General features: G+C 39.2%; 14 protein-coding genes, 1 pseudogene and 1 riboswitch. Of the genes and pseudogenes, 3 read left to right on the top strand and 12 right to left on the bottom strand.

The genetic code is table 11. The features are described from left to right. The first annotated feature begins 8 nt into the window (after nt 1-8). Nucleotides 9-3,089, top strand: coding sequence for a multidrug efflux RND transporter permease subunit AcrB (acrB, locus tag ABW51_RS01010; RefSeq protein ID WP_053465193.1), 3,081 nt, complete (start codon nt 9-11; stop codon nt 3,087-3,089). 67 nt (nt 3,090-3,156) lie between these two features. Here acrB and adk read toward each other — a convergent pair whose 3' ends face one another. From adk to ABW51_RS00955, 11 genes are all read right to left on the bottom strand, one after another. Then, a complete protein-coding gene (gene adk, locus ABW51_RS01005) occupies nt 3,157-3,801 on the bottom strand; it encodes an adenylate kinase (protein ID WP_005631284.1) in 645 nt (214 codons plus the stop codon). A gap of 84 nt (nt 3,802-3,885) precedes the next feature. Beyond that, nucleotides 3,886-5,163 (bottom strand): MFS transporter, encoded by a 1,278-nt coding sequence (locus ABW51_RS01000; RefSeq protein WP_082318346.1) that lies wholly within the window; start codon nt 5,161-5,163, stop codon nt 3,886-3,888. Between the two features lie 143 nt (nt 5,164-5,306). Next, complete coding sequence (galE, locus tag ABW51_RS00995) at nt 5,307-6,323, bottom strand: UDP-glucose 4-epimerase GalE (protein WP_053465191.1); 1,017 nt, start codon at nt 6,321-6,323, stop codon at nt 5,307-5,309. 43 nt (nt 6,324-6,366) lie between these two features. Further along, a complete protein-coding gene (gene rhlB, locus ABW51_RS00990; protein ID WP_053465190.1) occupies nt 6,367-7,614 on the bottom strand; it encodes an ATP-dependent RNA helicase RhlB in 1,248 nt (415 codons plus the stop codon). A gap of 116 nt (nt 7,615-7,730) precedes the next feature. Continuing rightward, nucleotides 7,731-7,937, bottom strand: coding sequence for a DNA gyrase inhibitor YacG (gene yacG, locus ABW51_RS00985; protein ID WP_005634195.1), 207 nt, complete (start codon nt 7,935-7,937; stop codon nt 7,731-7,733). Next, complete coding sequence (gene coaE, locus ABW51_RS00980; RefSeq protein WP_053465189.1) at nt 7,930-8,550, bottom strand: dephospho-CoA kinase; 621 nt, start codon at nt 8,548-8,550, stop codon at nt 7,930-7,932. The genes yacG and coaE overlap by 8 nt, the downstream gene beginning before the upstream one ends. Before the next feature lie 70 nt (nt 8,551-8,620). Further along, entirely contained in the window at nt 8,621-9,886 is a 1,266-nt protein-coding gene (gene glyA / locus ABW51_RS00975; protein WP_053465188.1) for a serine hydroxymethyltransferase, read from the bottom strand. A 123-nt stretch (nt 9,887-10,009) separates the two neighbouring features. Then, nucleotides 10,010-11,299, bottom strand: a complete 1,290-nt coding sequence (purD, locus tag ABW51_RS00970; RefSeq protein ID WP_053465187.1) for a phosphoribosylamine--glycine ligase — start codon at nt 11,297-11,299, stop codon at nt 10,010-10,012. 185 nt (nt 11,300-11,484) lie between these two features. Further along, complete coding sequence (gene purH / locus ABW51_RS00965; RefSeq protein WP_053465186.1) at nt 11,485-13,083, bottom strand: bifunctional phosphoribosylaminoimidazolecarboxamide formyltransferase/IMP cyclohydrolase; 1,599 nt, start codon at nt 13,081-13,083, stop codon at nt 11,485-11,487. A gap of 182 nt (nt 13,084-13,265) precedes the next feature. Continuing rightward, nucleotides 13,266-13,670: a DoxX family protein gene (locus tag ABW51_RS00960; protein WP_053465185.1), complete on the bottom strand. Its 405-nt coding sequence runs from the start codon at nt 13,668-13,670 to the stop codon at nt 13,266-13,268. 111 nt (nt 13,671-13,781) lie between these two features. Further along, on the bottom strand, nt 13,782-15,521 hold the full coding sequence (locus ABW51_RS00955; RefSeq protein WP_053465184.1) for a protein-disulfide reductase DsbD: 1,740 nt from the start codon (nt 15,519-15,521) through the stop codon (nt 13,782-13,784). A 190-nt stretch (nt 15,522-15,711) separates the two neighbouring features. Here ABW51_RS00955 and arcA point away from each other — a divergent pair, with 190 nt between their 5' ends. Then, nucleotides 15,712-16,422 (top strand): two-component system response regulator ArcA, encoded by a 711-nt coding sequence (gene arcA / locus ABW51_RS00950; protein ID WP_053465183.1) that lies wholly within the window; start codon nt 15,712-15,714, stop codon nt 16,420-16,422. Between the two features lie 198 nt (nt 16,423-16,620). Then, nucleotides 16,621-16,731: riboswitch (glycine riboswitch) on the top strand. Nucleotides 16,732-16,842: 111 nt separating this feature from the next. Then, nucleotides 16,843-18,213: an alanine/glycine:cation symporter family protein gene (locus ABW51_RS00945; protein WP_053465182.1), complete on the top strand. Its 1,371-nt coding sequence runs from the start codon at nt 16,843-16,845 to the stop codon at nt 18,211-18,213. Between the two features lie 117 nt (nt 18,214-18,330). Here ABW51_RS00945 and ABW51_RS10010 read toward each other — a convergent pair. Further along, nucleotides 18,331-18,415: pseudogene (locus tag ABW51_RS10010) on the bottom strand (IS1595 family transposase); the annotation flags it as partial.

Raw genomic sequence — 18,415 nt, 5'->3', positions numbered from 1 at the left:
AAATACGAATGAAATTTACCGATATATTTATTCGTCGTCCTGTTTTAGCGATTTCAATTAGCTTGCTTATTATTATTTTAGGTTTGCAAGCTATTTCGAAATTGGCAGTGCGTGAATACCCTAAAATGACCACCACGGTAATTACGGTAACAACCGCCTATCCTGGTGCTGATGCAAATCTAATTCAAGCATTTGTTACTTCTACATTAGAAGAATCTATCGCCCAAGCGGATAACATTGACTATATGTCATCTAGCAGTGCGCCAAATTCATCGACTATTACAGTCAAAATGAAACTGAATACGGATCCTGCCGGAGCACTTGCTGATGTATTGGCCAAAGTAAATGCTGTACGTTCTGAATTACCAAGTGGAATTGAAGCACCAAGCGTCGCATCTTCCTCTGGTGGGACGGGGATTATGTATATAAGTTTCCGCTCCAACAAACTCGACTCAAGTCAAGTAACTGACTACATTAATCGTGTAGTTAAACCTCAATTCTTTACGATTGAAGGCGTAGCTGGAGTACAAGTATTTGGTGCAGCGGAATATGCATTACGTATTTGGCTAGATCCTCAAAAAATGGCGTCACAAAATCTTTCTGCGCCAACAGTGATGTCTGCCCTTTCTGCAAATAATGTACAAACTGCGGCTGGTAATGATAACGGCTACTATGTCACTTACCGCAACAAAGTTGAAACAACGACCAAATCTGTTGAGCAATTAGGTAACTTAATTGTTGCTTCTCGTGGTGATGATTTAGTACGCCTGCGCGATATTGCGACCATTGAATTGAACAAAGAAAGCGATAATTCTCGTGCAACTGCAAATGGTGCTGATTCTGTCGTATTAGGCATTAATCCTACTTCATCAGCTAATCCATTAACCGTTGCAGAAAAAATCCGACCGCTCTTTGAAAACATCAAAAAGCAACTACCGGATAGTATGGAAACTGACATTCTTTATGACAGTACTATTGCGATTAATAGTTCAATCCATGAAGTAATTAAAACTATTGTGGAAGCAACTGTTATTGTATTAGTGGTTATTTTGATGTTTATCGGATCGCTTCGCGCAATTTTAATTCCAGTTCTCACCATTCCGATTTCGTTGATCGGTGTTTTAATGATGCTACAAAGTTTAGATTTTTCTATTAACTTAATGACATTATTAGCACTTATTCTTGCTATCGGTTTAGTCGTAGATGATGCGATTGTCGTGTTAGAAAACGTAGATCGCCATATTAAAGAAGGGGAAACACCATTCCGCGCAGCAATTATTGGTACTCGTGAAATTGCCGTACCTGTAATTTCCATGACTATCGCATTGATCGCGGTTTATTCACCGATGGCTTTAATGGGGGGGATTACTGGCACATTGTTTAAAGAGTTCGCCTTAACTCTAGCTGGCGCGGTATTTATTTCTGGTGTTGTGGCATTAACGTTATCGCCAATGATGAGTAGTAAGTTACTCAAATCCAATGCAAAACCAACATGGATGGAAGAACGCGTAGAACATACCTTAGGTAAAGTAAATCGTATTTACGAATACATGCTTGATCTCGTTATGCTCAATCGTAAATCAATGCTGGCTTTTGCTGTGGTGATTTTCTCAACACTCCCATTTTTGTTTAATTCACTTTCTAGTGAATTAACGCCAAATGAAGATAAAGGCGCATTTATTGCAATTGGTAACGCGCCATCTAGTGTGAATGTGGATTACATTCAAAATGCAATGCAACCATACATGAAAAATGTAATGGAAACACCTGAAGTCTCTTTTGGTATGAGCATTGCTGGCGCGCCAAATTCTAATGGCTCGTTAAATATCATCACATTGAAAGACTGGAAAGAACGATCACGCAAACAATCTGCCGTAATGAATGAAATCAACGCAAAAGCGAAATCAATTCCAGAAGTCTCCGTATCTGCATTTAACTTTCCTGAAATTGATACAGGGGAACAAGGTCCTCCAATCGCTATTGTGTTAAAAACTGCTCAAGATTATAAATCGTTGGCAAATACCGCAGAGAAATTCCTCAGTGCGATGAAAGCCTCTGGCAAATTTATTTATACAAATTTAGATTTGACCTATGACACTGCACAAATGACAATTTCGGTAGATAAAGAGAAAGCTGGGACTTACGGTATTACGATGCAACAAATTAGTAATACTTTAGGGAGTTTCTTATCTGGCGCGACGATTACGCGAGTCGATGTGGATGGACGTGCTTATAAAGTCATTTCGCAAGTCAAACGTGATGACCGTTTATCGCCTGAAGCATTCAAAAACTATTACTTAACGGCAAGTAATGGACAATCTGTACCATTAAGCAGTTTAATCACAATGAAGCTAGAAACACAGCCAACTTCATTATCACGCTTTAGCCAATTAAACTCAGCACAGATTAGCGCAGTACCAATGCCAGGTTCATCAACGGGAGATGCTGTTGCATGGCTACAACAATATGCGACTGACAATTTACCGCAAGGCTATACGTTTGATTTTAAATCTGAAGCACGTCAATTAGTACAAGAAGGTAACGCATTAGCCGTCACTTTTGCATTGGCTGTTATCATCATATTCTTGGTACTTGCTATTCAGTTTGAATCTATACGTGACCCAATGGTAATTATGATTTCCGTACCATTAGCCGTTAGTGGTGCATTAGTGAGTTTAAATATTTTATCCTTCTTTGGCATCGCGGGAACAACATTAAATATTTACTCTCAAGTTGGGTTAATTACTCTCGTAGGATTAATCACTAAGCACGGTATCTTGATGTGTGAAGTGGCAAAAGAAGAGCAGCTAAACCACGGTAAAACTCGAATTGAGGCAATCACTCATGCTGCAAAAGTACGTTTACGCCCAATCCTAATGACAACGGCGGCAATGGTAGCTGGCTTAATTCCATTACTCTATGCAACAGGTGCAGGAGCGGTATCTCGCTTTAGTATGGGGATAGTAATTGTAGCGGGATTATCCATTGGTACTATTTTCACCTTGTTCGTATTGCCAGTGGTATATAGCTATGTTGCAACCGAACACAAACCATTACCAGTTTTTGATGAAAATAAAACAACCCATTAATTAAAACATAGAAAAAACAAACCGCACTTAGGTTACCCAAAGTGCGGTTTATTTTTTTAGATTATTTTTAGCCTAAGATTTTATCTAACTCTTGGCTAACTTCTTCTACTTTTTGTGTACCGTCTAAACGGAAATATTGAGTATTGCCCGCTTTTGCTTCTGCTTGGTAATAATCAATTAATGGACTGGTTTGTTTATGATATACGGCTAAACGATCTAACACAGTTTCTGGTTTATCGTCCGCACGAATAATTAAATCTTCACCTGTCACATCATCTTTACCTTCCACTTTTGGTGGGTTATAAACGATGTGGTAAGAACGACCAGATGCTTGGTGCACTCGACGACCACTCATACGTTCAACAATCACTTCGTCTGGCACATCGAATTCTAAAACAAAGTCAATTTTAACGCCTGAATCTTTCAATGCATCCGCTTGAGGAATAGTACGAGGGAAACCATCTAACAAGAAACCATTTGCGCAGTCAGGTTGAGCAATACGATCTTTTACAAGGGCAACGGTTAATTCATCTGGTACTAATTTACCTTCATCCATTAATGCTTTAGCTTGTTTGCCAAGTTCAGTACCGGCTTTGATTGCAGCACGGAACATATCACCAGTTGAAATTTGTGGGATACCAAATTTGTTCATAATAAATTGTGCTTGAGTGCCTTTACCTGCACCCGGTGCACCTAAAAGAATAATTTTCATAAAAAATCTCCATTAATAAAAAACGTGATTAAGATACTGATAAAGCATAGTGCGGTCAAATTTTTTATAATTTTTACCGCACTTTTATAGTGAATTTTCCGTATTATTTTCTTGATTCCAAGGCGCTACCCAAAATAAACAAAGCATGCCTGGAATCGCTAAAAATAAACAAAACCCAAAATACTGATAATACCCCACTGCTCCCACAACATAACCAGAAAGCATACCTAAAACTTTACTTGGCAAAGCTGAAAGGCTCGTAAAAAGTGCAAGCTGTGTTGCGGTATAAAGAGGATTACTTTCACGAGCCATAAAAGCCACAAAAGCCGCGGTGCCAAGCCCAACACCGATATATTCTGCCGCAATCACAACACCCAGTTTCCATAACTCAGCTGATGTAATAACATCAAAATGTCCGAAAGCTGCCAACCAAATAAACCCACCAATTGTCACCATCTGTACAAGCCCAAATAGCCACAATGCACGATTAATGCCCAGTTTTAGCATTATCACACCACCAGCAAGCCCAGATAAAATGCTTGACCAAAGTGCGGTACTTTTTACAACAATGGCTATATCCTCTTTGCTAAACCCCATATCATAAATAAATTTGGTTTGTAGCGTTGTGGCAAAAGAATCCCCGAACTTATACAAAAACAAAAACAGTAAAAAACCGATAGCCTGAATGACACCCTTACGCTGAAAAAATTCTTGTAATGGAATCCAAAATGCTTGATAGAACGGCTGATTAGATTGTTGCACGTTGATTTTGGGCTCTTTGGCTAAAAATAGTGTCATGAAGATACCCGCTAACATACAAAGTGCGGTCCATAAAAAGACTGTTTCCCAAGGATAAATCGCTGCCAAATATAGCGATAATCCACCGGGAATTAATCCCGCAATTCGATAAGCATTAATATGAATAGTGTTTCCCAAACCTAATTCATGATCACTCAAAATTTCACGACGATACGCATCCAACACGATATCTTGTGTGGCTGAAAAAAAGGCGATAAGCAACGCAATATTTGCAACCGTACTCAGTTGTGTGAGCGGATCAAAAAGGCTAATGATGTAAAGTAAAATCAATAATGCCACTTGTGAAAGCAGCATCCAGCTACGACGACGCCCTAAAAAACTCGGGAAATAACGATCCAATAATGGTGCCCACAAAAATTTTAACCCATAAGGCAACATCACGCCCGTTACTGCACCAATAAGCTCAATTGAAAGATGTTTATCTGTCAGCCAAATAGGCAACATTTGTAATAACACAAATAATGGCAAACCAGAATTAAAACCTGTGAATACGCAAATCAACATCTTGCGCGTAAAAATTTGGGAAGAAAGGGAATTTGACATAAAGTGCGGTTAATTTTGGTTGTATTTTAGAAACTTTGCTTTTTAATTAAAAGACAAGTGTAAAAATTAGGGGGATTTTTAATCACATCCCCCAATGTTTAGCATTCTTCTTCCTAAAAAAGAAAAACAAATATTAGAGAATATTAATCTCTGTACCCTTTTGGATTATTTTTCTGCCAGTTCCACGTATCTTGCATCATTTTTTCAAGACCACGTTCTGCCAACCAACCAAGCTCTTTTGCAGCTAAACTAGGATCTGAATAGCATGTCGCAATATCACCAGGGCGGCGTTCTACAAGTTTATATGCAATTGTAATGTCGTTGGCTTTTTCAAAGGCTTTTACCATATCTAATACAGAATAACCATGACCTGTACCGAGGTTATAAATATGTAAACCAGCATCATTTTCATGACGTTGAAGCGCTTTTAAATGCCCCACAGCTAAATCCACTACATGAATATAATCACGCACACCTGTTCCATCATGGGTGTCGTAATCACTACCAAATACAGAAAGTTGTGCTAATTTACCGATAGCAACTTGGCTAATATAAGGTAATAAATTATTTGGAATACCATTTGGATCTTCACCAATTAAGCCACTTTCATGCGCCCCAACCGGATTAAAATAACGCAAGATAGTCATGCTAAATTTTGGTTCCGCTTTTGCTGTATCACGTAAAATCTGTTCAACCATATATTTAGATGTACCATAAGGATTAGTTGTACCGCCGACTTCACAATCTTCTGTAATTGGAATAATTTTTGGATCACCGTAAACCGTTGCAGATGAGCTAAATACAAAGTTCCAAACACCTGCTTTTTTCATTTCTTGAATTAATACAAGGGTGCCAGCGACATTGTTCATGTAATATTCTGTCGGCTTTTGAACACTTTCCCCTACGGCTTTTAACCCTGCAAAGTGAATAACAGAGCTAATCTCATTTTCTGCAAAAATTTTTTGTAACAAAGCACGATCTAAAATATCACCTTCATAAAACTTTGCTTCTTTGCCTGTAATTTGTTTTACACGCTCAAGGGATTTTGGCGATGAATTGCAAAGATTATCTAATACCACCACCTCTTTGCCAGCATTTAATAATTCTACAACTGTGTGAGAACCGATATAACCGGCGCCACCTGTCACTAAAATGGCCATAATGATCTCCTTATTAATTATTGAGACTAAAAAAATTATATCACTATTTTGTGTGATAAGAACGATGTCTTGTATGCCCTTGCGGTGGCACCGTACGTTTTAAACGATATGGTTTCGGCAGTTCAAGCAAGGCTTCTGTTTCATATTGGCTCACTGGGATAGAATGTCCAATATATTCTTCAATTGCTGGTAAATTCATCGCATATTCTTCGCAAGCAAAACTAATCGAAACGCCACTTTCCCCTGCTCGTCCAGTACGGCCTATTCGGTGAACATAATCTTCTCGATCATCGGGTAAATCATAATTGAAAACATGCGTCACATCAGAAATATGCAAGCCACGAGCAGCCACATCTGTTGCCACTAGAATATCTAAATCACCGTCGGTAAATTGTTTCAATAAGGACAAACGTTTTTTCTGGGCTACATCACCAGTCAGTAAACCAACACGATGTCCATCAGCCGCCAAATAACCCCAAATTTCTTCACAACGATGTTTCGTATTAGCAAATACAATACAACGCTCAGGCCATTCATCTTCCATTAAGGTTAAGAGAAGTGCCATTTTATCCTGATTAGATGGATAAAAAAGTTCTTCTTTAATTCGGTGACCTGTTTTTTGTTCTGGTTCAATTTCAATATATTCAGGATCATTCATATCTTCAAATGCTAATTCACGCACTTTATAAGAAAGCGTCGCTGAAAATAACATCGTTAAACGAGCCTGCGGAGCGGGGCATTTACGCAATAAATAACGAATATCACGGATAAACCCAAGATCAAACATTCGATCTGCTTCATCTAGCACGACAACTTGGATTTCATCTAAACAAATTACGCCTTGTTTTACATAATCAATGACTCGCCCCGTCGTACCAATCAAAATATCTACGCCACGCTCAATCGTTTGTAATTGTTTATCATAACCATCGCCACCATAGGCAAGTGCGGTTTTTAATCCACTCGCTTTGGCAAGAAATTCTGCGTCATTACTAATCTGCACCGCTAATTCTCGAGTAGGTGCTAAAATCAAAGCTCTGGGGTGAGGATATTCAAAATTAGGCTCTTGGTGAGTTAAAAGATGGTGAAAAGTAGCCGTTAAAAAAGCCATTGTCTTGCCTGTACCAGTTTGAGCTTGTCCTGCGATATCTCGTCCATTTAAACTGATAGGCAAGGACAAAGCCTGAATTGGGGTACAAAAATCAAAGCCTTTTTTTGCCAAAGCATCTCGTACAATGGGATGTAGAGGAAGATCGGAGAATCGTTTTTGGCTTAAATAATCTTGTTGCATAAAAATCACATTTTAGAATAATAAAATTACGTTTAGCATAGCATGCTTAGGGAAAATCCTCAAAAAAGGACCCCGCTTATAAAAATTAACCGATAGGGTTTCCTATCGGTTAATCTTTATTTAATGCTCCATTCGTCACTCACATTTGGATCCATAGCAAAATCGGCAGTATCACTTGGAATCGCTTTTTCTTCAGCCGCCCATTCGCCAAGATCGATTAACTGGCAACGTTTGCTACAAAAAGGTCGAAAAGTACTTTCATTTGTCCAAGGCACAGATTTTTGGCAAATCGGACAAGGTACTTCAATCATTTCGTCAGACATTTTTATTTTCCGCTTGTTGTAAATAAAACTGGTGCAATTCTAGCACCTTTTTCTGCAAGTGCGGTAAGTTTTGAGCCAGATCAGAATCATTGTTAATCACATCATCCGCCCATTTTAAACGCTCTTGTTGAGAAACTTGAGAATTCATAATTCGTTGAATTTGCTCAAAATTATTGTTATCTCGTTGAGCTGAACGAGCAAGTTGAGTTTGTGGACTCACATCTACTACTAAAATACGATCACAAAGTGCGGTCAATTTATTTTCTATTAATAAAGGGACGACAAATAATGTGTAAGGTGCAGTTTGTTCAGAAAGTTGTTGTTTCATTCGTTCACGAATAGCGGGATGTAAGAAATTATTTAACCACTGTTTTTCTTCATCATGATGAAACACTATTTCACGTAAAGCTGCACGATTAAGCTCGCCTTGATCCGTTAAAATTTGAGTACCAAAATGTTCAACAATTTTTGACAATAAGGGAGAATCTTTCTCGACGACTTCTCTAGCAACCACATCCGCATCCACTAGAGGTACGCCAAGATCGGCAAATAAATTAGCAATCGTTGTTTTACCACTACCAATGCCACCAGTTAAGCCAACAATATAAGTCATATAATTTCCCATAAAAAATAAGCGGCGATATTAATCGCCGCTAACCATATAATCAACGAAAGAAAATAAATCATTTCGGATAAACTGGAAGACGTTTACAAATTGCTAATACTTTTTCTTTAGTTTCAGCAATCACTTGTTCTTCATTTTCTTTGCCTAAAGCATCTAAAACATCACACATCCAGCTAGCTAATTCACGCACATCATTTTCATTGAAACCACGGCGAGTTACAGATGGTGTACCTACACGGATACCTGAAGTGACAAATGGTTTTTGCGGATCGTTTGGCACAGCGTTTTTGTTCACGGTAATATTTGCTTTGCCTAAAGCTGCATCTGCTGCTTTCCCCGTTAATCCTTGTTTAATGAAACTTACTAAGAACAAGTGGTTTTCAGTACCATTTGATACAACGTCATAACCACGTTGTTTAAATACCTCAACCATTGCTTTCGCATTTTTGATTACATTTGCTTGGTATTCTTTATATTGAGGCTCTAATGCTTCTTTAAAGCAAACTGCTTTTGCCGCAATAATATGAACTAATGGACCACCTTGATTTGCAGGGAATACGGATGATTGTAATTTTTTGTAGATTTCTTCATCGCCACAAGATGAAAGAATTAAACCACCACGTGGGCCGCCTAATGTTTTGTGGGTGGTAGTAGTTACAACGTGTGCGTGCGGAAGTGGATTTGGATATAAACCCGCTGCAATTAATCCTGCTACATGCGCCATATCCACAAATAAATACGCACCAACCTCATCTGCGATCTCACGCATTTTCTCCCAATCCACAACTTGTGAATAAGCCGAAAAGCCCGCAACGATAAGTTTTGGTTTACATTCTAATGCTTTCTGACGAACATCTTCATAATCAATTAAGCCATCCGCAGTGATTCCATAAAGCACAGAGTTATAAATCTTGCCTGAGAAACTGACTTTTGCACCGTGAGTTAAGTGCCCACCGTGAGCCAAATCCATACCTAAAATAGTATCGCCTGCATTAATCAATGCACCATACACTGCAGCGTTTGCTTGTGAACCAGAGTGCGGTTGAACATTCACGTAATCTGCACCAAATAATTCTTTCGCACGATCAATGGCTAACTGCTCCACAATGTCTGCATACTCACAACCACCGTAATAACGTTTACCTGGATAGCCTTCAGCGTATTTATTAGTGAATTGTGAACCTTGAGCTTCCATCACACGCGGACTAGCATAGTTTTCAGATGCAATGAGTTCGATATGTTCTTCTTGACGACGATTTTCATCTTGGATCGCTTGCCACAATACCGGGTCGTAATCAGCGATAGTCATATTTCTTGTAAACATTGTGTTCTCCTGTTATGTAATTTATGGCAGATAGTTTAACTGTTTATGGATAAAAACTTAATTAAAATTTCATTCCTAAATTTTCATTACTTAAATGAAATTAATTCATCATAATGATATGAATTATTTTTGCAACTCTCGTTCCACAGCCCTGTAACCAATGTCTTTACGATAAAAACGTCCAGTCCATTGAATTTTCTCGGCTAGTTTCAAGGCTTTTTGTTGTGCATCAAAGACACTTTCACCTAATGCCGTAGCACAAAGCACACGACCGCCATTTGTAACTAATTTGCCTTCTTGTTCGGTAACGCCTGCTAAGAAAACTTTCTCGTTTTTGACCGCACTTTGAGGTAATCCGCTTATTTCATCGCCTTTGCGATAATCTTTTGGGTATCCCTCTGCAGCCAATACGATACCTAAAGAAGCCTGTGGATCCCACTGTGATGTTACTTCATCCAATTTGCCGTCACAGGCTTTAAGACAGAGTTCAACAAGGTCTGATTTGAGACGTAGCATTATTGGCTGGGTTTCTGGATCGCCAAAACGGCAGTTAAATTCGATCACTTTCGGCTGACCGTTCGGCATAATCATTAATCCTGCATACAGAAAACCGGTGTAAACATTGCCTTCTTCCGCCATGCCATTAACCGTCGGATAAATCACTTCCCGCATAATGCGACTATAAATTTCGGGTGTTACCACAGGTGCAGGCGAATACGCACCCATACCGCCTGTATTTAATCCCGTATCATTTTCGCCAACACGTTTATGATCTTGGCTAGTCGCCATAGGCTCAACATTTTTACCGTCTACCATTACGATAAAACTGGCTTCTTCGCCATCTAGAAACTCTTCAATTACTACTTGGCTCCCCGCTTCGCCAAAGGCATTGCCAGAAAGCATATCATGCACAGCGTTTTCCGCCTCTTGCAAGGTCATCGCAACGATTACGCCTTTGCCCGCAGCTAAACCATCTGCTTTAACGACAATTGGTGCGCCTTTCTCACGCAAGTAAGCCAATGCTGGTTCGACTTCGGTAAAGTTTTGATATTCCGCTGTTGGAATTTTATGACGGGCTAAAAAATCTTTGGTAAAGGCTTTGGAACCTTCCAATTGCGCCGCTGCTTGCGTTGGTCCGAAAATGTTTAAACCTGCAGCACGAAACGTATCCACCACACCAATTACAAGTGGCGCCTCAGGCCCCACAATCGTTAAACCAATGTGGTTATCTTGGGCAAATTTAACCAACGCAGGAACATCCGTTGCGGCGATATTCACGTTTTCAACCTTTTGTTCTAACGCCGTCCCAGCATTGCCCGGTGCAACGAAAATTTTATTCGCTAATGGAGATTGTGTAGCTTTCCAAGCGAGGGCATGTTCACGACCGCCGTTTCCGATGATGAGGATGTTCATGTTGTAGTCCTTGTGTATGCTTAATTTAAAAAAGTGTAGATATTTTTTACTTGCAATTCCCCCTCTTTTGTAAAGAGGGGGCTAGGGGGGAGATTTAAACGATATTGAATTTAGTATGAGCTTGAAATCACTTCTGCCAAATCTCCCCTTCCCCTCTTTGCTAAAGAGGGGGATAGTTAGATAAATTAATGTCTAAAATGCCGCATTCCAGTCAATACCATCACCATATTATGCTCATCCGCTGCATCAATGACTTCTTGATCGCGCATTGAACCACCTGGATGGATCACACATTGAATACCTACTTTCGCCGCTGCATCAATGCCGTCACGGAATGGGAAGAAAGCATCAGATGCCATCACACAACCTGCCACTTCCAAGCCCTCATCTTGCGCTTTAATACCGGCAATTTTGGCCGAATACACGCGGCTCATTTGACCTGCACCAATGCCGATGGTCTGGTTATCTTTGGCGTAAACAATTGCATTGGATTTCACGAATTTCGCCACTTTCCAGCAGAATAATAAGTCTTTTAATTCTTGTTCAGTTGGCTGACGTTTACTTACTACTTTTAAATCATCCAAGCCCACCATACCTAAATCCGCATCTTGCACCAACAAGCCGCCATTCACGCGTTTAAAATCTAAACGTTGGGTCCGTGCTTGCCATTCACCACATTCAAGCAAACGAACATTTTTCTTACGTTTCACGACTTCTTGCGCTTCAGCAGAAACTTTCGGCGCAATAATCACTTCAACGAATTGGCGCTCCACAATTTCATTCGCGGTTTTTTCGTCTAATTCACGGTTGAAAGCAATAATGCCGCCAAATGCAGATGTTGGATCGGTTTGGTAAGCACGATTATAGGCGTCTAAAATATCTTTACCTAAAGCCACACCGCATGGATTGGCGTGTTTAACAATCACGCAGGCCGGCTCATCAAATTCTTTCACACATTCAAGGGCTGCATCGGTGTCGGCAATATTATTGTAAGACAAGGCTTTACCTTGCAGTTGGTTTGCTGTTGCCACACTCGCTTCTTTTACATTGAGATCCACATAAAATGCGGCATTTTGATGGGCATTTTCGCCATAACGCATAGTTTGTTTACGCACGAAATTCAAATTTAAAGTCCGCGGGAATTGACCGCACTTAGCCTCTGCATCTTCTTCAGCAGCAACATGATAAGGTTTCACCAATTGTCCGAAATAATTGGCAATCATGGAATCGTATTGCGCGGTGTGTTCAAATGCTTTAATCGCAAGGTCAAAACGAGTTTCAAGCGTTAGGCTGTTTTGATGTTTATCCATCTCTGAAAGAATTTCGTTGAAATCATGATTATTCACCACGATCGCTACATCTTTATGGTTTTTCGCGGCGGAACGCACCATCGTCGGGCCGCCGATATCAATATTTTCCACGGCATCTTCTAACGTGCAGTTTGGCTTAGCCACGGTGGCTGCAAATGGATATAAATTCACCACCACCATATCAATGCCTTCAATGCCGTGTTGTTGCATAATGACATCATCTGTACCACGACGACCAAGAATACCGCCATGTACTTTTGGATGTAAGGTTTTCACACGACCGTCCATCATTTCAGGGAATCCCGTATAATCAGACACTTCAGTCACCAGCAAACCATGTTGCTCCAACAATTTTGCGGTACCGCCTGTGGAAAGTAGTTTTACACCACGCTGTACTAAGCCTTGAGCAAATTCTACGATACCGGTTTTATCAGAAACACTCAGTAAAGCCTGACGAATTGGACAATCTGTCATTACATTTTCCTTTAATTAAATGGTTAAAAATAAGCGGATTGAATTATAGCGCAAACGTTTGCGCAAATATAGAAAAGATTAAATAAAATGTAATCAGAATAAAGTGCGGTAAATTTCAAGCATAAAAAAGCCCACATAAATGTGGGCAAATAAAAGGATTAAATTATGAAACTACAACTAAACTACTTTCTAAAAAACTTGTTATCTAAGGCACAAGCACCAGCGCCAGAAAATACAAAATATAAGAAGAGTACAGAGTAAAGTAACGCAAGCTCACCGCCATTTGCAATTGGGAATAGTAAATTCCCTTTTCCAGCCACATGCATAAAGAAATACGCAAAAGCCATTTGGCCAGATAAAATAAACGCAGCTGGGCGCGTAAATAATCCTAAAATTAATAAGATTGAGCCGACAATTTCAATCACGCCACCTACAATCATCATTGAGTCACCGACTGGACCATTTCCACCCGTCATGGAAATTGGGAACTCCCAAAATTTTGCTGTACCATGCAAGATAAACATGTAAGCAACAGTGATACGCAATAGAGCTAATACATAAGGGCGATATTTTTCAAGATTGTTCATTTGCTTTCCTTTTGTTTAAAGATGAATTAAAACGGCGTTATATTAATCTTTAACGGATAGTCAAACAATAATTAAAATTGAAAAATACTTTTTACCAAAAGTAAAAAATAACTAAAGTAGCTTTCCAATCCAATTAGAAAAAGAATCGGCATCCATAAAGCCCGTTACTCTACTTCCTTGAATCTCATTATTTTGCTTATCAAAAAATAAAATTGTGGGTAATCCCATCACATTAAAGCGTTCCATTAATGCTTTATTTTCTGGGCTATTCTTTGTCATATTCACTTGTAACAATAAGATATTTTGAAATTGCTGTTGCACTTTTGGATCTGAAAAAGTCAGTTTTTCAAATTCTTTACAAGCCACACACCAATCCGCGTATAAATCCAACATCACGATCGAATGGGGATTTTCCGCTAAAGTGCGGTCAAGTTCTTCAATATTTTTAATTTGCTTAAATTTAACCTGAGAAACAGGCTTATTTTCTACCGCACTTTGTGTTGTAGTTTGAGTTTGCCAAATCCAATTTTGCAAAGGTTGTACGGAAACCATAGCCAAAGCAAAACTAATAATTTTAATGGCATAGCCAAAACCACTCTTAGGCATCTGCAACGCAAACCAAATAAAGAATGCTGTCGCTAATCCAGCCCATAAGCGTGGCTCCCATGCTTCAGGCAAAATACGAGAAAGTAAAAACACAGGTAATGCTAACATAACAAAACCGAATGTTTGTTTCACTGTGTTCATCCACTCACCTGATTTTGGCAAAATTTTATTACCAAACAATGTGATTAACATTAGCGGCACGCCCATACCAAGTGCGAGCAAATAAAGGGTTGCCGCACCAGTGAATAAATCACCACTTTGCGCCACATAAAGTAAAGCACCAGAAAGTGGTGCGGAAGTGCAAGGTGAAGCCACAAGCCCAGCAATCATTCCCATCGCAAAGGAACCGCCAAAAGCACCTGAGGTTTGTTTTTGGCTCCATGTATTCAATTTATTTTGTAAGCTATTTGGCAATTGAATAGTAAATAAGCCAAACATTGAAAGGGCAAGAACAACAAATAAAATAGAAAGCCCGATCATCACATAAGGATGTTGCAAGGCGATTTGAAACGGCAAACCGATAGCCGCTACTGCGAGCCCTAACAAGGTGTAAGTCAGTGCCATGCCTTGAACATAAAGAAAAGCTAAACTAAACGCTCGCATCATATTTGGACGTTGTTGCTGACCAATAACAATAGCAGAAAGCAACGGTAACATTGGCAATACACAAGGTGTAAAAGCCAGTCCCAATCCCAATAAAAAGAAACCGAAGATCGCCCATTTACTATGGAATAAACCATCAGCTAAACGATCTTGTTCAGATAAAAGTGCGGTATTTTTTTCAACTGTTTTTTCGACAATTTTCTCTTGAGAAACGGCTAAATCCCCAATTCGTAATACTTTAGTTTCAGGCGGATAGCAAAAACCTTCGGTACATCCTTGATAACTGATTTCAATCTGATCATCAGCATTGCTAAATGCGCCGCTAAATACGCCATCAATTGAGCGAGTAAACACCTTCACTTCACCAAAATAAGGGTCTTGATGTAATTCAGCTGCTTGTTGTGCATGCAAAGTGAGGGAATCCGATTTACCCACTAATTCAGCACTAATCTTATCTTGATATAAATAATAGCCATCAGCAATGTCCCAATGAACCTGTAACTGACTTTTATCCGTAGATAAAGTGGCAGAGAATGCAAAAGCATCATCAACTTTCAAGAAAGATTGTTTTTTATCAAATAGACCAGCGTTAGCTGCAAGTGCGGTAAAAATCAGTGTAAAAAAAAGAAAAAGTTTTTTCATAGAATTGAAAGGAAAAGTAAAAATGCGCGAAATTCTATCACAAAGAAATTTGAATATCTAAAACTATGATTTAGATCATAAAAAGGAAAATCTTATAAAAAATAACCGCACTTTTTTATTGTTACAACAATGTTACACCGCTAGAATGGAATCATGATAGCATACACCAAAATAAGTATAAGGATGGAAAATGGCTACTCCAAAAATTCTCGTTGTTGAAGATGAAATCGTTACCCGAAATACGCTTAAAGGGATTTTTGAAGCGGAAGGGTATGATGTGCTTGAAGCAGAAAATGGCGCAGAGATGCATCATATGTTGGAAAACCACAATATTAATTTGGTTGTGATGGATATTAATTTACCAGGTAAAAACGGTTTATTATTAGCAAGAGAGCTCCGCGAAGAACTCAATTTGCCACTTATTTTCTTAACTGGTCGTGATAACGAAGTCGATAAAATCCTAGGGCTAGAAATCGGTGCCGATGATTATTTAACCAAGCCTTTTAACCCTCGAGAATTGACTATCCGTGCACGGAATTTATTGCATCGCACAATGCCACATCAAGAAAAAGAAAATACATTTGGTCGAGAATTCTATCGTTTTAATGGTTGGAAATTAGACTTAAATAGCCACAGTTTAATTACGCCAGAAGGTCAAGAATTTAAACTTCCGCGCAGTGAATTTCGTGCAATGCTACATTTCTGTGAAAATCCAGGAAAATTACAAACTCGCGAAGAATTACTAAAAAAAATGACGGGACGTGAATTGAAACCTCAGGATCGAACTGTAGATGTCACCATTCGACGTATCAGAAAACATTTTGAAGATCATCCTAATACCCCAAATATCATTATGACAGTGCATGGTGAAGGATATCGTTTTTGTGGGGATATAGAATAAAGTCATTATTTCTATCAACTGAGAGACGATTTTAAAATTCCTTTTTGAAATTAATTTCCCATTTTGATAGAATCCATGCGCTTTCATTGTGATTGTCACAATGAAAAGTGAGTTCGGATGAAGGTAGCTGGAGAGCGGGGAATTGACCCCACACCGACGATGTAAAATCTTTCAGGTGCGATGGCAGGGACTGTTACTGGACGAACCCTTGGAGAGATCCATTTTAGAAATGGACGCCGAAGGCGCAAAAGAGCGGTTAATTTTTCAATCGTTTTTCAAACGCTCAGGCAAAAGGACAGGGGCAAAAGACAATCTATCGTAAGTGTGGAAATTATCTATCTTTTCACCGCACTTTCTTTTCCATTGTATCTTTTCGTCTTCTTGTCGTGTTTATTTTTGATTTAAACGACGAGGAATCACATGACAATTGAGTCAATTCTTTCAGCTATTGATAGCTTTATTTGGGGCGCTCCGCTACTCATACTCTTATCGGGCACAGGGCTCTACTTAACCTTACGTTTAGGCTTTATTCAAATTCGCTATTTACCACGTGCGCTTGGTTATTTATTTAAAAAAGATAAAGGTGGAAAAGGTGATGTGTCATCTTTTGCCGCACTTTGTACCGCATTAGCAGCAACAATCGGAACTGGTAATATTGTGGGCGTTGCAACTGCTGTACAAGCAGGTGGGCCTGGCGCTATTTTTTGGATGTGGCTAGTCGCCTTATTAGGAATGGCAACAAAATATGCCGAATGTTTACTCGCGGTTAAATATCGTGTTCGCGATAAAAATGGCTTTATGGCTGGCGGTCCAATGTATTACATTGAACGCGGTCTAGGCATCAAATGGCTAGCAAAATTATTTGCATTATTTGGTGTAATGGTTGCCTTTTTCGGGATCGGTACATTCCCACAGGTCAATGCGATTACCCATGCAATGCAAGATACTTTTAATATTCCGGTTTTAGTTACTGCAATTATTGTGACGCTTTTAGTCGGCTTAATCATTCTTGGTGGTGTAAAACGTATCGCAACCGCATCATCGGTAATTGTGCCATTTATGGCGATTTTATACGTCACTACTTCACTAGTTATTATCCTTTTAAATATAGAAAAAGTACCAGATGCGATCTCATTAATTATTTATAGTGCTTTTGATCCGAAGGCTGCGCTAGGCGGGGCTGTTGGCTTTACCGTAATGAAGGCTATTCAATCAGGCGTCGCTCGAGGTATTTTCTCCAATGAATCAGGTTTAGGAAGCGCACCAATTGCAGCCGCAGCGGCACAAACTCGTGAACCTGTCCGTCAAGGCTTAATTTCCATGACAGGAACATTCTTGGATACCATCATCGTTTGTACAATGACTGGGATTGTATTAGTATTAACTGGAGCGTGGAACAATCCTGAATTAGCGGGTGCAACGGTAACAAACTACGCCTTTGCACAAGGTTTAGGGGCATCAATTGGTGCAACGATTGTAACCGTCGGTTTATTATTTTTTGCATTCACAACAATTTTAGGCTGGTGTTACTATGGTGAACGTTGTTTTGTTTATCTCGTTGGTATTCGTGGCGTAAAACTATATCGTTTAGCTTATATTGTGTTGGTGGGGTTAGGCTCATTCTTACACTTAAATTTAATATGGATTATCGCCGATATTGTAAATGGTTTGATGGCTTTCCCAAATCTTATCGCGCTTATTGGATTGCGAAAAGTGATCGTTGAAGAAACAAAAGATTATTTCCAACGATTGAAAATAAATCATCACGATCAAGATGAAATCGTAGAATAATCAAATGAAAAAAGGTGTGATCTGCACCCCAAAAGTTGGACTAAACAACCAACTGATTAAGGTGTAGATCTTTAAGACGATAAATTGCATTATTTTTAGGGCTGACGTAGATTAGCCCTAAATACCACACCATTTTCTCAATATTTTAAGCTGTTCTTTTGGTGCTCCAAAGTTAAACCGAAATTCACATTCCTTCAAGAAT

Origin of the sequence: Haemophilus sp. C1 (genome assembly GCF_001276515.1) — a bacterium.
Lineage (GTDB): Bacteria > Pseudomonadota > Gammaproteobacteria > Enterobacterales > Pasteurellaceae > Haemophilus.
Note: the sequence above shows the minus strand (reverse complement) of the source record. Positions and strands in the feature narration are given on the sequence as shown.

Bases quoted from the DNA above. Each gene is read 5' to 3' on its own strand.
- acrB (WP_053465193.1), top strand. From the start codon at position 9: ATGAAATTTACCGATATATTTATTCGTCGTCCTGTTTTAGCGATTTCA.
- adk (WP_005631284.1), bottom strand. From the start codon at position 3,801: ATGAAAATTATTCTTTTAGGTGCACCGGGTGCAGGTAAAGGCACTCAA.
- ABW51_RS01000 (WP_082318346.1), bottom strand. From the start codon at position 5,163: ATGTCAAATTCCCTTTCTTCCCAAATTTTTACGCGCAAGATGTTGATT.
- galE (WP_053465191.1), bottom strand. From the start codon at position 6,323: ATGGCCATTTTAGTGACAGGTGGCGCCGGTTATATCGGTTCTCACACA.
- rhlB (WP_053465190.1), bottom strand. From the start codon at position 7,614: ATGCAACAAGATTATTTAAGCCAAAAACGATTCTCCGATCTTCCTCTA.
- yacG (WP_005634195.1), bottom strand. From the start codon at position 7,937: ATGTCTGACGAAATGATTGAAGTACCTTGTCCGATTTGCCAAAAATCT.
- coaE (WP_053465189.1), bottom strand. From the start codon at position 8,550: ATGACTTATATTGTTGGCTTAACTGGTGGCATTGGTAGTGGTAAAACA.
- glyA (WP_053465188.1), bottom strand. From the start codon at position 9,886: ATGTTTACAAGAAATATGACTATCGCTGATTACGACCCGGTATTGTGG.
- purD (WP_053465187.1), bottom strand. From the start codon at position 11,299: ATGAACATCCTCATCATCGGAAACGGCGGTCGTGAACATGCCCTCGCT.
- purH (WP_053465186.1), bottom strand. From the start codon at position 13,083: ATGACAGATTGTCCAATTCGTCAGGCTTTACTGAGTGTTTCTGATAAA.
- ABW51_RS00960 (WP_053465185.1), bottom strand. From the start codon at position 13,670: ATGAACAATCTTGAAAAATATCGCCCTTATGTATTAGCTCTATTGCGT.
- ABW51_RS00955 (WP_053465184.1), bottom strand. From the start codon at position 15,521: ATGAAAAAACTTTTTCTTTTTTTTACACTGATTTTTACCGCACTTGCA.
- arcA (WP_053465183.1), top strand. From the start codon at position 15,712: ATGGCTACTCCAAAAATTCTCGTTGTTGAAGATGAAATCGTTACCCGA.
- ABW51_RS00945 (WP_053465182.1), top strand. From the start codon at position 16,843: ATGACAATTGAGTCAATTCTTTCAGCTATTGATAGCTTTATTTGGGGC.